At 73.3% G+C, this 13,037-nt stretch carries 10 protein-coding genes and 1 pseudogene; 5 read left to right on the plus strand and 6 right to left on the minus strand.

Going from position 1 to position 13,037, the window contains the following annotated elements; genetic code table 11:
- Nucleotides 1–2 precede the first annotated feature (2 nt).
- Nucleotides 3–2,303 (minus strand): excinuclease ABC subunit UvrA, encoded by a 2,301-nt coding sequence (locus tag KBY19_RS17935; protein WP_099882529.1) that lies wholly within the window; start codon nt 2,301–2,303, stop codon nt 3–5.
- Between the two features lie 149 nt (nt 2,304–2,452).
- On the opposite strand from KBY19_RS17935, the gene KBY19_RS17940 reads away from it, so the two are divergent.
- Complete coding sequence (locus KBY19_RS17940; RefSeq protein WP_307843542.1) at nt 2,453–3,871, plus strand: deoxyribodipyrimidine photo-lyase; 1,419 nt, start codon at nt 2,453–2,455, stop codon at nt 3,869–3,871.
- 4 nt (nt 3,872–3,875) lie between these two features.
- Here the strand turns inward: KBY19_RS17940 and KBY19_RS17945 are convergent.
- Nucleotides 3,876–5,257 (minus strand): annotated as a pseudogene (locus KBY19_RS17945) (hypothetical protein).
- A gap of 289 nt (nt 5,258–5,546) precedes the next feature.
- Between KBY19_RS17945 and KBY19_RS17950 the strand changes: the two are divergent.
- Both KBY19_RS17950 and KBY19_RS17955 read left to right on the plus strand, forming a co-directional pair.
- Entirely contained in the window at nt 5,547–6,971 is a 1,425-nt protein-coding gene (locus tag KBY19_RS17950; RefSeq protein WP_210966162.1) for a molybdopterin-dependent oxidoreductase, read from the plus strand.
- Nucleotides 6,972–7,051: 80 nt separating this feature from the next.
- Entirely contained in the window at nt 7,052–7,519 is a 468-nt protein-coding gene (locus KBY19_RS17955) for a hypothetical protein (RefSeq protein ID WP_247691113.1), read from the plus strand.
- On the opposite strand, the gene KBY19_RS17960 is transcribed toward KBY19_RS17955, so the two are convergent.
- From KBY19_RS17960 to KBY19_RS17970, 3 genes are read right to left on the minus strand one after another with little or no spacing between them, the layout of a single operon-like run.
- The gene (locus KBY19_RS17960; RefSeq protein WP_247691106.1) at nt 7,471–8,325 is read right to left on the minus strand and encodes a bifunctional 2-polyprenyl-6-hydroxyphenol methylase/3-demethylubiquinol 3-O-methyltransferase UbiG; all 855 of its coding nucleotides are present in this window, start codon (nt 8,323–8,325) and stop codon (nt 7,471–7,473) included. The two genes, KBY19_RS17955 and KBY19_RS17960, sit on opposite strands and share 49 nt — an antisense overlap.
- Entirely contained in the window at nt 8,322–9,056 is a 735-nt protein-coding gene (locus tag KBY19_RS17965) for a DUF2064 domain-containing protein (RefSeq protein WP_099882519.1), read from the minus strand. The genes KBY19_RS17960 and KBY19_RS17965 overlap by 4 nt, the downstream gene beginning before the upstream one ends.
- Nucleotides 9,053–9,736: a glycosyltransferase family 2 protein gene (locus KBY19_RS17970; RefSeq protein WP_180289683.1), complete on the minus strand. Its 684-nt coding sequence runs from the start codon at nt 9,734–9,736 to the stop codon at nt 9,053–9,055. The genes KBY19_RS17965 and KBY19_RS17970 overlap by 4 nt, the downstream gene beginning before the upstream one ends.
- A 155-nt stretch (nt 9,737–9,891) precedes the next feature.
- Between KBY19_RS17970 and KBY19_RS17975 the strand changes: the two genes are divergently transcribed.
- Nucleotides 9,892–10,662: a response regulator transcription factor gene (locus KBY19_RS17975; RefSeq protein ID WP_247691107.1), complete on the plus strand. Its 771-nt coding sequence runs from the start codon at nt 9,892–9,894 to the stop codon at nt 10,660–10,662.
- A gap of 6 nt (nt 10,663–10,668) precedes the next feature.
- Nucleotides 10,669–11,808, plus strand: a complete 1,140-nt coding sequence (locus KBY19_RS17980; protein WP_099882515.1) for a sensor histidine kinase KdpD — start codon at nt 10,669–10,671, stop codon at nt 11,806–11,808.
- Here the strand turns inward: KBY19_RS17980 and KBY19_RS17985 are convergent.
- Nucleotides 11,768–12,994 (minus strand): NAD-dependent epimerase/dehydratase family protein, encoded by a 1,227-nt coding sequence (locus KBY19_RS17985; protein WP_210966163.1) that lies wholly within the window; start codon nt 12,992–12,994, stop codon nt 11,768–11,770. The genes KBY19_RS17980 and KBY19_RS17985 overlap by 41 nt on opposite strands.
- Nucleotides 12,995–13,037 lie beyond the last annotated feature (43 nt).

Genomic DNA, 13,037 nt, shown 5'->3' on the forward strand with positions numbered 1-13,037 from the left:
GCTCAGGTGCCGGACTGCCCGCCCTCCTCTCCCACGTACTCGCGCAGATGCTGGGCGGTCAGCGTGCCGGCCGAGGCGATGAGTTCGGCCGGAGGGCCGGTGAACAGGACCTCGCCGCCGTCGTGGCCGCCACCCGGACCCAGGTCGATGATCCAGTCGGCGTGGGCCATCACCGCCTGGTGGTGCTCGATGACCACCACCGAGTTGCCGTCCTCGACCAGCCGGTCCAACAGGGCCAGCAGCTGGTCGACGTCGGCCATGTGCAGCCCGGTCGTCGGCTCGTCCAGGACGTAGACGGCGGCCTTCTCCGCCATGTGGATGGCCAGCTTGAGCCGCTGGCGCTCGCCGCCCGAGAGGGTGTTCAGCGGCTGGCCCAGCCGCAGATAGCTCAGACCCACGTCGGCCAGCCGGCCGAGGATCGTCGCCGCCTGGCCGGTGGGGAAGAACTCGTGGGCCTCGGCCACCGACATGGCCAGCACCTCGCTGATGTTCTTCCCGCGCAGCGTGTACCCCAGCACCTCAGGTGTGAAGCGCTTGCCCTCGCACTCCTCGCACACCGAGGCGACCCCCGCCATCATCGCCAGGTCGGTGTAGACGAGCCCGATTCCGTTGCAGTTGGGGCAGGCGCCCGCCGAGTTCGCCGAGAACAGCGCCGCCTTGACGCCGTTGGCCTTGGCGAAGGCCGTACGGATCGGGCCCAGCAGCCCCGTGTAGGTCGCCGGATTGCTGCGGCGCGAGCCGCGGATCGGTGACTGGTCGGCCACCAGTACGCCGTCCCGCCCGGACAGATAGCCGTGGATCAGCGAGCTCTTGCCGGAGCCCGCCACACCGGTGACGACCGTCAGCACGCCCAGCGGTATGTCCACATCGACGTTCTTGAGGTTGTGCCGATCGGCGCCCCGGATCTCGACCCTGCCCTTGGGTTCCCGTACCGTCTCGCGCAACCGGGCCCGGTGGCCCAGATGGCGGCCGGTGAGGGTGCCGGAGGCACGCAGCCCCGGAACGTCCCCCTCGTAGCAGATCCGGCCGCCGTCGGTGCCCGCGCCGGGGCCGAGGTCGACGACATGGTCCGCGATGGCGATGACCTCAGGCTTGTGCTCGACCACCAGCACCGTGTTGCCCTTGTCGCGCAGGAGCAGCAGCAGGTCGTTCATCCGCTGGATGTCGTGCGGGTGCAGGCCGATGGTGGGCTCGTCGAAGACGTAGGTGACGTCGGTGAGGCTGGAGCCGAGATGGCGGACCATCTTGACGCGCTGCGCCTCACCGCCGGACAGCGTGCCGGCGGGCCGGTCCAGGCTCAGATAGCCCAGGCCGATGTCGACCAGCGAGTCGAGTGTCTGGCACAGCGTGTCGCGCATCGGCGCCACGGAGGGATCGCTCAATCCGCGCACGAACGGGGCGAGGTCGCTGATCTGCATGCGGGCGCAGTCGGCGATGTTCACGCCGTCGATCTTCGAGGAGAGCGCCGCCTGGCTGAGTCGGCTGCCGCCGCACGCCGAGCAGTCGGCGTAGACGACGGCCCGGTCGGTGAACTCCCGGATGTGGGCCTGCATCGCCTCGCGGTCCTTGGACAGATAGATGCGCTGGATGCGGGGGATCAGACCGTCGTAGGTGAGGTTCGTGGTGCCGACCTTGACCTTCGTCGTCGGCTGGTACAGCAGTCCGTCCCACTCCTGCTGGGTGAAGTCGCGGATCTTCTTGTCCGGGTCGAAGAAGCCGCAGTTGACCATCACCTGCCAGAACCAGCTGTCCACGGCGAAACCCGGAGCGGTGACCGCGCCCTCGCGTACGGACAGCTCCCGGTCGACGACCTGGTCGATGTCGATGGTCGTGGTCTCGCCCATCCCCTCGCACTCGGCGCACATGCCCTCCGTGCTGTTGAAGCTGAACGCCGTCGAGGTACCGATGTGCGGGGTGCCCAGCCGGCTGTAGATGATCCTCAGCATGGTGAAGGCATCCGTGGCGGTGCCCACCGTGGAGCGGGAGTTGGCGCCCATCCGCTCCTGGTCCACGACGATCGCCGCGCTCAGGTTGCGCAGGCTGTCCACCTCGGGGCGGCCCAGGCTCGGCATGAACGACTGGATGAAAGCGGTGTACGTCTCGTTAATCAGCCGCTGGGACTCGGCCGCGACCGTGCCGAACACCAGCGACGACTTGCCCGATCCCGAGACTCCGGTGAAGACCGTCAGCCTGCGCTTGGGCAGATCGAGGGAGACGTTCGCGAGATTGTTCTCCCGCGCACCCCGCACCTCGATCACATCGTGGCTGTCGGCGGGTACGAGCGGGATGGTCTGAGCCGGCATGTGTTTGCTCTCCTCGGTCCCTGGCCAGGCGCCCCGCACCTGGCCAGTCCTGCTGAAGCGACTGGTCGGCCAGCCTAGGCGCGAGGTCTGACAATCGGCTCGGCGCTGCCGTGCGTAACGCCTTGGCCCGTGCGGGAGTTGGGGACCGTGTGCCCCCCTCCGCCGCCCTGCCCGCCGTCTCCGTGGCCCTTTTCACCTCCGATCTACGGCTGCGCGACAACCCCGTGCTGCACGCCGCGCTGGCCGGTGCCGAGGCGGTGGTGCCGCTGTTCGTGCGGGACCGCGCCATCGAGCAGTCGGGTTTCGCCGTGCCCAACCGGCGGGCCTTCCTCGCCGACTGCCTCACCACCCTGGACGAGGGGCTGCGCGAGCGCGGTGGCCGGCTCGTGGTGCGCTCCGGTGACCCGGCGACGGAGACGGCGCGGCTGGTGCGCGAGTGCGATGCCCGCGAGGTGCACATCGCGGCGGGTGTCAGCGACTACGCGCAGCGGCGCGAGACGCGACTGCGTACGGCCCTGGAGGAGGTGGGGTGTGCGCTGCGGGTGCACGACGCGGTGACCACCGTGGTCGCCCCCGGCACGCTCACCCCCACCGGAGGACGGGACCACTTCGCCGTCTTCACCCCGTACTTCCGGCGCTGGGCCCGGGCAGGACGGCGGTCCCCGCTCGCCGCCCCGCGTACCGTCCGGGTGCCCGAAGCGGTGGGGTCGCTCCCGCTGCCCCGCGGACAGGACGTGCGCGGTACGGCGCCGGGGCTCGCACGCGGCGGTGAGCGCGCGGGGCGGGAGCGGTGGGCATCCTGGCGACGCAAGGGCGGGCTCGACCGGTACGGGCAGCGGGACGGCGGCCAGAGCGATCTCGGCGCCGACGCCACCTCCCGGCTCTCCCCGCATCTGCACTTCGGCTCCCTCTCCCCCGTCGAGCTCGCTCACGAGGCGGCGGCCAAGGGCGGGGCGGGCGCCGACGAGTTCGTACGGCAGCTCGCCTGGCGGGACTTCCACCACCAGGTGCTGGCGGCCCGCCCTCGGGCCGCGCACGCCGACTACCGCCCGCGCGGTGACCGCTGGCGGACCGACCGTGGCGGCGGTGCCGCGGCACAGGAGGTCGACGCCTGGCGGGCGGGCCGTACGGGCTATCCGCTGGTGGACGCCGGTATGCGGCAACTGCTGCACGAGGGGTGGATGCACAACAGGGCGCGGCTGCTTGCGGCCGGTTTCCTCACCAAGACGCTCTATGTGGACTGGCGCATCGGCGCCGCACACTTCCTCGCCCATCTGGTGGACGGCGACATCGCCAACAACCAGCTGAACTGGCAGTGGGCGGCGGGAACCGGCACCGACACCCGGCCCAACCGGGTCCTCAACCCGCTCACCCAGGCCCGCACCTGCGACCCTCAGGGCGTCTATGTGCGCCGCTGGGTCCCCGAACTGGCGCACATCCAGGGCGCGGCCGTGCATCAGCCGTGGCGGCTGCCCGCCGCCGAGCGGGCCTCGCTCGACTACCCGGACCCTGTCGTGGACCTCGGCGAGGGACAGGCCCGCTTCCGGGCCGCAAGGCAGCCGGACTGAGGCCTCACCAGCCGGTCAGCAGCAGATGGTTGACCGCCAGCGCGGTCGCCGCCTGGGCCGTCAGCCAGTACCGGGCCCCCCGGTGGGGCAGCAGCACGGCAGCGGGCAGCAGCCAGGTGAGGAAGGGCAGCCAGATCCGTTCGGTCTCCGCCTTGCTCATGCCGGACAGATCGGCGACAGCGATCGTCAGCAGGGCCGCCAGCACCAGTACGGCGAGCCGGTCACGGCTGCGGTGCCCCTCGTTCGGGGGGTCGCACACCGCGTGCCGCTCCCGCCACAGTGCCGCCGCCCGCCGCCCCGCCGTCGTACCGGCGACCAGTGCCCGCCGCGTCCCGGCCACCACCGCGGGCCCGACAGCCGTCACCGCGCAGGCGAGATTGGCCCACACCCAGTAGCTGTACGGCCTGATGCGGGCGGCGCCCTGGTAGTAGCGCTCGGTCAGCAGCTGGTACCCCTCCCACCAGTTGAAGCCCGCGAAGGTGAAGACGGTGGCCACTGCTGCGACGCCCGCCAGCACCCATGGGAGCGGCCGCAGGGTGCGCGACAGTGCGAGGACGGTGAGGCCGAGAAGCGCGCACAGGGTGAGCCCGTACGACAGGTAACAGGTGAGTCCGAACAGCAGCCCGGCACCGAGCGCCGCCGTGCGCGGCGCTCGGACGGCGCGCTCGCCCGTCCGGGCGGACAGGGCCAGCAGGGCGAGCGCCCAGGCGGCCACCGCGGTGAAGTATCCGTCGGCCGACACTCCCACCCACACGGCGGTGGGGGCCAGCACGAGGTACGGGGCGGCCTTGCGCGCCAGTTCCTCGCCGGTCAGGGCACGCAGCGCCACCAGTACGGCGGCAGCGGCCGACGACCCGACGGTGATGACCCAGGCGGACGCCCACGGGCCGCCGCCCAGCCCCACGCGGTCCAGCCCGACGAAGGTGAGCACGGCGGCGGGCGGATGGCCGGCCACATGTGGAACCCAGTTGTCGGGGGAGTGCAGCAGGATGTGGTCGGTGAAGGTCCGCAGGGCCGCGCCCACGTCCCCGAAGCGGTCGACCTCCTGCAGGTACTCGTAGGCGGAGGTCAATTGGTTCTCCACGCCCCGGTGCCAGCCGTCCACCAGGGCGAGCGACCAGATCCACGCCATCGAGGCGCCCCAGGCGGCCGCGAGCAGCCGGCGCCAGGGCAGCCGGGCCGCGAGCGCGGGCCCGTACCCGATCACCGCTGCCGCGACCAGCAGCGCGGCCGGGCACCCCGGCCCCAGGTGCGGTTCGAGCTTGGCGTAGTACGGCGGCCAGTGCACCCGCAGCGTGCCGTGCTCCCGCTCGATGGCCCCGCCGATGACGACGGCGGGGCCACCAGCGCCCCGGCCACCGCCACGGCCCCGGCGTCCGGCACCAGATCCCGCAGCCCACGCACGCGCCCGCGCCCGGGGCCGCGCAGCCCGCGCCCGGGGCCGCGTACGGCGGGGTCGGCACCCGGGGCCGAGGGGCCGGAGGAGTCGGGGCGGGCGGGGAGCTCCGGGCGGTCGGGGGACGCGGAGCGGCCGGGGCGGGTCGCGGAGGGTTCGACAGGCACAGGGGCACGTTAGGCCGCGCGGGGCCGCACGGCGGCCACCGGCGGAGGATGTCAGCGTTTCGTCATGGGTCGGTTCCCCCTCCCGGGCCGTACCGGCGCTTACCGTCACCCCATGGGCGATCACCGCACCCTCTCCCGGCTCCGGTCCGTCCGGCAGCACTCCGCCCGGCTCCCGTCGGACCCCGGCTTCTGGCGCAGTCCGCTGCGCGGTCCATGGCTGACGGCGGTGCTCGGCGTCGTACTGCTGGCGGGCGTCACCGTGCTGTTCGTCACCGGCCTGTTGTCCTACGCCGCCTACAACCCGGATGTGGCGCCCTCCAACGACCGCACGCCGGATCGCGGGCTGCTCGGCTTCTACCTGTTCGCCTGGCCGACCGATCCGCACTGGCTCTACCGGCTCACCCAGGGAGTGCACACCACCCTCGGCGTGGTGCTGGTGCCGGTGCTGCTGGCGAAGCTGTGGTCCGTCATCCCCAAGTTGTTCACCATGCCGCCCGCCCGCTCCGCCGCGCACGCGCTGGAGCGGATCTCGCTGCTGCTGCTCGTCGGCGGTGTGCTGTTCGAGTTCGTGACGGGGCTGCTGAACGTGCAGCTCGACTACCTGTTCCCCGGATCGTTCTACCCGCTGCACTTCTACGGCGCATGGGTCTTCTTCGCCGCGTTCGTGGTGCATGTGGCGCTGCGGCTGCCGAAGGCCGTGCAGGTGCTGCGGGAGGGGGCACCGCGCGACTTCGCCTCGGGCCGGGGCGCCGGGAAAGGAGCAGGACGCGACGGACACCGTGACGGGCCCGGTGACGGACACCGCGACGGGCCCGGTGAGGGACACGGCGGCGGGCAGCGGGGGGACGAGGGGGTGCGCGAGCCGGACCGCGACACCGGACTGGTCGCGCCTCGCCCGGCCGCCCCCACGCTGACGCGGCGCGGAGCGCTCGGCGCGGTGGGCGGCGGCTCGGTGCTGCTGCTGGGTGTGACGGTCGGGCAGAACTTCGACGGCCCACTGCGCCGTACCGCGCTGCTGGCCCCGCACGGCGGCCCCGACCCCGGCACCGGCGCGAACGCCTTCCAGATCAACAAGACGGCCGCCGCTGTCGGCGTCACCCGCGAGGAGGCCGGTGAGCGCTGGCGGCTGACCGTCGAAGGCCCGCACGGGCGCAGACTGCGCTTCTCGCGGGCCGAACTGCTGGCGCTGCCCCAGCACTCCGCCGCGCTGCCCATCGCCTGCGTGGAGGGCTGGTCGACCTCGGACCAGCACTGGACCGGTGTCCGGCTGCGCGACCTGGCGGAGCTGGCCGGTTGCGACCCCGGGGACGGGCTGCCCGGTGTCTTCGTCGCTTCGCTGCAGCGCTCCGGCGCGTTCCGGCACGCGGGCCTGCGGGACAACCAGGTACGCGATCCACGGTCTTTGTTGGCGCTACGGGTGGGCGGTGAGGACCTCTCGCTCGACCACGGCTATCCGGCCCGCGTCATCGTCCCGGCGGCGCCCGGTGTGCACAACACCAAATGGGTGAACCGGCTGGCGTTCGGAGCGGACCGATGAGGGGCCGGGCCCAGGGGCCCGCCGCGGGCGGCCGGATGGAGGCCGGGCCCGCACGGGGCGCCGGACGGCTGCGCCGCACGATGGGCAGCCCGCTGCAGATCGCCCTGCTGCTGGCCTCGTTCGTGCTCACCGCCTACGCGGGTGCACGACTGCTGGCGGACGACTGGCTGGGCGTGGCCGTATGGTTCCTGGGCGCGGCGCTGCTGCACGATCTGGTGCTGCTGCCGCTGTACTCGGTGGCCGACCGGGTGCCCAGGCTCGCGGGCCGGTACGTGAACCACCTTCGGATTCCGGCCCTGTTCTCCCTTCTGCTGCTGTTGGTCTGGTTTCCGCTGATCACCGGACCGGCCGACCGGTACGCAAAGGTCACCGGGCGGCCGGAGGGCAACAACGGCTATGCGATGCACTGGCTGTGGCTGACGGTCGCGCTGTTCGCCGTTTCCGGCATCTGGCTGGCCGCGCGGACGGCGTTCGAGAGGAGACATCGGCGGCGGGTGGTTCAAGGGCGCCGCAGGGCGACGAAAGACCGCCCGCCGCACTCCCACTGACCCGCCGCCGACCACCCGGCGGGCAGTGCGTACCGCAGCAGTGCGCGGGTGCCCAGCCGGGCCCAGGGGAACAGCTGTCCCCCGTCGGGGTGGGGGCACGTGCCCCGCCCGTCGTCGATGCGCACCTGTGCCCGCTCGTCCACATCCACGGGCGAGGTCTCGGCCAGCAGCAGTCCGTGCGGGGCGAGGAGCCGGACGCAGCGCTCCAGCAGTGCCTCGGGGTCGCCGCCGATGCCGAGGTTGCCGTCCAGCAGCAGTACGCTCCCCCACCGGCCCTCGCCGGGCAGCGGGTCGAAAACCGAACGGCGCAGTGCCGTACCGCCGAGACCGACCGTGCGGGCGACGGCTGCCGGGCTCACATCGATGCCCAGGACCCGGTGGCCGAGCGAGGAGAGGGCCGCGACCAGCCTGCCCGGCCCGCAGCCCACGTCCAGCACCGCGCCCTCGCAGCGGCGCAGCACCGACATGTCGGCCGCGTCCGCGCTCGCGCACCAGCGCTCCACCTCCAGCGGCAGCAGCCAGCCGTCGCTGCGGCGCAGGAACAACGGTCCCCGGCCGGTGCGCAGCGCGTCGGCGTACGGGTCGGCGTTCCAGGGCGCTATCGCTTCGGCTGCCGTGTCCGCCGTGTCGGTGGTGTCGGTCGTGTTGTCGGTCGTTCCGGCTGCTCGGGCTGTTTCGGCTGCTTCGGTCGCTTCGACCGTCGTTTTCGCCGCAGCAGTTGCCGCAGCAGTTGCCGCAGCAGTTGCCGCAGCAGTTGCCGTGGCTGTCGTCGTGGGCGGACCCGTGGTGTGTGCGGTGGCTGTCATGGGGCGGCCGTCCGGTGCGTTGCGGCGCTGTTCGGGCGGGTCCGGCTCGCGGGGACGGCCGGGGCGTGCTCGGGGCGCAGTGCGGCGAGTGCGGCGGCGGTCGCGGCGAACCGGCTGCCGGGGGCCTCGGCGGCGACCTGTGCGGCGTCCTCGGCGGTGTCCACGTCGCGCAGCGGCGGCAGTCGGCGCACCCGCAGTCCCTTGTGCGCCAGTCGGGCGAGCTGGGCCCGTCCTGTCGTCGGGGTGGACATGGGAACTCCGCGCAGCAGTGCGGGATCGGGGCGGGCCAGACCGAGCGCCCAGAAGCCGCCGTCCAGTGCCGGGCCGAACCAGGCGTCGCACTCCTGCCAGCTGTCCGGGCCGAGTGCGGGCGCCAGCAGCGCGGGGGTCAGCTGGGGGGTGTCCATGCCGACGAGCAGCGCCGGTCCGGTGCCCGCTTCGGCGAACGCTCCGGCGAGCCGTTCGTCCAGCCCGCCGGAGCGCTGCGGGACGACGTCGAAACCGTCCGGCAGCCAGGTGCCCGGCCGCCCCGACAGCACCAGCACCCGGCGCCTGGCGGGCATGGCGCGTACGGCCTCCAGGGTGTCGTGCAGTGCGGCTGCGGCCAGCCGGGCCGCCTGCTGCGGCGTACAGGGCGGACACAGCCGGGTCTTGACCTTCCCTGGCACCGGCTCCTTGGCGATGACGAGCAGCGTGGTGGTCCCCTCGGCGGGGCGGGAGGGCGGCGTCACCGGGCGACCCCCTCTCCGGCGGCGGCGGGCTCCTGGAGCACCGTCCGCATGTCGCGTACGGCGTGCCAGGTGCCGCGCCAGGTCCCGGTGACCTTGGACTTGCCGGTGCGGGGGCGGTAGGGCACGTCGCGCTCCTCGATCCGCCAGCCGGCGTCGGCGGCCCGTACGACCATCTGCAGCGGGTATCCGCTGCGCCGGTCGGACAGTTCGAGCGCCAGCAGGTCCGCGCGGCGGGCGGCGCGCAGCGGGCCGAGATCGTGCAGCCGGACGCCGGTACGGGCGTACAGCATGCGGGAGAGCGCGAGATTGCCCGCGCGGGCGTGCGCCGGCCAGGCAGCGCGCGTCTGCGGGCGCCTGCGGCCCAGCACCAGGTCGCTGCGGCCCTCGCGCACGGCCTCGACGAACGGCACCAGCAGGCCGGGGTCGAGAGAGGCGTCGCAGTCGCAGAAACAGACGATGTCCGCCTCGGCGGCCGTCAGCCCTGCGTGGCAGGCGGCGCCGAAGCCGCGCCGGGGCTCTGAGACGACAGTCGCGCCCCTCTCGCGCGCTGTCGCCGCCGAACCGTCCGTCGAACCGTTGTCCACGACGATGGCCCGCCAGCCCGGTGGGATCCGCTCCAGCACCCAGGGCAGCGCCTGCTCCTCGTCGAGGCAGGGAAGTACGACATCGACACCGGGCACGGGCGTGGCCTCCTTCGGGCGGGTTCGACTACGCCGCACACCCTACGGAGCCATACCGGACATTCCAGACTTCACCTCCTTACGAAACACGGACATCGCCCGTGCTGCCGTCGGCCCGTCTCCCCCTCGCAGCTGCGTGGTGCCACCCTGAGGCCATGCAGCCACCACCCACCGGGCGGGTCCTGGTCGTCGACGACGACCCCACTGTCGCCGAAGTCGTCACCGGCTATCTGCACCGCGCCGGGTACGCCGTCGACCGCGCGGAGACGGGCCCCGGTGCCCTGGAGCGTGCTGCCGCGCACTGGCCGGACCTCGTCGTACTCGATCTGATGCTGCCCGAGCTGGACGGCCTGGAGGTCTGTCGACGGCTGCGCGAGAAGGGACCCGTGCCGGTCATCATGCTGACCGCGCTCGGCGACGAGGGCGACCGGGTGCTGGGTCTGGAGGTCGGGGCGGACGACTACGTCACCAAGCCGTTCAGTCCGCGGGAGCTGGTGCTGCGCGTCGAGTCCGTGCTGCGCCGCAGTCGGCACGCACAGGACGTACCGCGCCCGGCACCGCCGCTGCGTGCCGCGGGGCTGACCGTCGACCCGCGCGCCCGGAGCGCCACCAAGGACGGCGTCGAGCTCTCCCTCACCGTGCGGGAGTTCGACCTGCTGGCCCATCTGCTGCGGCACCCGGCACGGGCCTTCTCCAGGGAGGAGCTGATGCGCGAGGTGTGGGGCTGGGACTTCGGCGACCTCTCGACGGTCACCGTGCATGTGCGCCGGCTGCGCGCCAAGATCGAGGAGGACCCCGCGCGCCCCCGGCTGATCCAGACCGTGTGGGGCGTGGGCTACCGGCTCGACCCGGGCGCCACGCGGCCGGGCGCTCCGGTGCGGGGGGACTCCCACGCGCGGCCGGGCGCTCCCGTGCAGGAGGACTGAACCACCGTGCGCGACATGCTCCTCATCGCCCTGTTCGCCTTCCTGGGTGCCGCCGGGGCCGGACTGCTGGGTGCCCTGGCGCTGCGTGCGCTGCGGCACCGGTCGCTCGTCGTCTCGCTGACGATCGTCCCGACAGTCGCCGTGATCGCCATGCTCGCCGGGACACTGGCCGTCGCCTGGGCGATGTTCCTGTCCCGGCACGACCTGTTCGTCGTCACCACCGTCGTCGCCATGGCGGCCGTCGTCTCGCTGGCGACCGCGCTGCTGCTGGGCCGCTGGGTGGCGGCGCGCAGCAACGCGCTCACCCTTGCGGCGCGTTCCTTCGGGGACGGGGGCAGCTTCCCGGCGCCCGGCGCGGCCGAGGCGGGCGACCCGGCGGAGTTCGCGGCGCTCACCCGCGAACTCGCCGCCACCAGCGAGAAACTGGCCGCCTCCCGGGACCGCGAACGCGCGCTGGAGAGTTCGCGGCGGGAGTTGGTCGCCTGGATCTCGCACGATCTGCGTACCCCGCTGGCCGGACTGCGTGCCATGTCGGAGGCGCTGGAGGACGGCATGGTGGAGGACACCGGACGCTGTCTGCGGCAGATCCGTACCGAGGTGGAACGGCTCAACGCCATGGTCGGCGACCTGTTCGAGCTCTCCCGCATCCACGCGGGCTCACTCGCCCTGACCACACACCAGGTCAGCCTGTCCGAACTCGTCGAAGAAGCACTGGCCGGCGCCGACCCGCTCGCCCGGCAGAACGGCGTCCGCCTGGTGGGTGACGCGGTGGCCGCCGTACCCGTCGAGGTGGACCCGCACGAGATGACCAGGGTGCTCGGCAATCTGCTCGTCAACGCCATCCGCCGCACCCCCGCGGACGGCACCGTGGCCGTGCACGCGCGCACCGCGGAGGAGAACGAGAAGGTCGTCCTGTCCGTGACGGACGGCTGCGGCGGCATCCCCGAGGAGGACCTGCCCCGCGTCTTCGACACCGGCTGGCGCGGCACCCACGCCCGCACGCCCCCGGGCGCGGGCCTGGGACTGGCCATCGTGCGCGGCATCGTCGAGGCCCATCAGGGCACGGCAGCGGTCCGCAACGTGACCGGCGGCTGCTGTTTCGAGCTCACCTTGCCGAGGGCGCTGCCGAGCGCGGAGACGGGGTGACGGGGCGGGTCCCGCCCGTGGTGTCGCGTTGCTCGGAAGAACGCGACGCCCGCGGGGCCTCGACCGACGCCCGCAGGGCTCCGGCCTCCGTGCCGGACGGTGCCCTCATGCCGGCCGCCGCGAACTCCTTCATCCCCTCCGCGAAACCGATGCGCGCGCGCCATCCCAGTTCGCGGGCGGCCCGCTGCGAGGACGCCGTGATGTGCCGTACGTCGCCCAGCCGGTACTCGCCCGTCACCACGGGGTCCGGGCCGCCGTGGAACTCGGCCAGCGCGGTGGCCATCTCCCCGATGGTGTGCGGGTCGCCGCTGCCGGTGTTGTAGGCCGCGAAGGAGCCGGGGCCGTGGACCGCCCCTCCCGTGTGCGCCGCCCCTCCCGCGTGCACTGCCTCCAGCGCTGTGAGGTTGGCTGCGGCGATGTCCCGCACATGGACGAAGTCCCGGCGCTGCGCGCCGTCCTCGTAGACGGTGGGTGCCGCCCCGCGGGCGAGCGCCGAGCGGAAGAACGAGGCGACCCCCGCGTACGGGGTGTCGCACGGCATCCCGGGCCCGTAGACGTTGTGGTAGCGCAGCGACACCGCACGCCCGTCGACGGCCCGGGCCCACGCCGCTGCCAGGTGCTCCTGCGCGAGCTTGGTGGTCGCGTAGGTGTTGCGCGGGTCCAGCGGCGCGTCCTCATCGACCAGCCCGGGCCGCAGCGCGGCGCCGCAGTCCGGGCACGGTGGTTCGAACCGTCCGGCGCGCAGGTCCGGCACCGCGCGCGGCCCCGGCCTGACGACGCCGTGCCGGTGACACTCGTAGCGGCCCTCGCCGTAGACGACCATGGAGCCGGCCAGCACCAGCGCACGCACGCCCGCCCGCTCCATCGCGGTCAGCAGCACGGCGGTGCCCAGGTCGTTGCAACTGACGTACTCGGGGGCGTCGGAGAAGTCCTTGCCGAGCCCGACCATCGCCGCCTGATGGCACACCGCGTCCACGCCGCGCAGCGCCTCGTCGGCGGCGTCCGGGTCGCGTACGTCACCGCGCAGCTGCCGCACACCGGGCACGGCGGCTGGTGGTTCGGCAGCTCTCCCGTGCGCCGAGGGCAGCAGGGCGTCCAGCACCACGACCTCGTGGCCCGCGACCGTGAGGGCCTCCACGACATGGGAACCGATGAACCCGGCACCGCCGGTGACAAGAACGCGCATACCGCCACGCTAGGCGCGCGGGGGCGCCGCGGACCGGTACGCG

It is taken from the genome of Streptomyces sp. B15 (assembly GCF_018070605.1).
In the GTDB taxonomy this organism is placed as follows: Bacteria; Actinomycetota; Actinomycetes; order Streptomycetales; family Streptomycetaceae; genus Streptomyces; species Streptomyces smyrnaeus.

Bases quoted from the DNA above. Each gene is read 5' to 3' on its own strand.
- KBY19_RS17935 (WP_099882529.1), bottom strand. From the start codon at position 2,303: ATGCCGGCTCAGACCATCCCGCTCGTACCCGCCGACAGCCACGATGTG.
- KBY19_RS17950 (WP_210966162.1), top strand. From the start codon at position 5,547: ATGGGCGATCACCGCACCCTCTCCCGGCTCCGGTCCGTCCGGCAGCAC.
- KBY19_RS17955 (WP_247691113.1), top strand. From the start codon at position 7,052: ATGGGCAGCCCGCTGCAGATCGCCCTGCTGCTGGCCTCGTTCGTGCTC.
- KBY19_RS17960 (WP_247691106.1), bottom strand. From the start codon at position 8,325: ATGACAGCCACCGCACACACCACGGGTCCGCCCACGACGACAGCCACG.
- KBY19_RS17975 (WP_247691107.1), top strand. From the start codon at position 9,892: ATGCAGCCACCACCCACCGGGCGGGTCCTGGTCGTCGACGACGACCCC.
- KBY19_RS17985 (WP_210966163.1), bottom strand. From the start codon at position 12,994: ATGCGCGTTCTTGTCACCGGCGGTGCCGGGTTCATCGGTTCCCATGTC.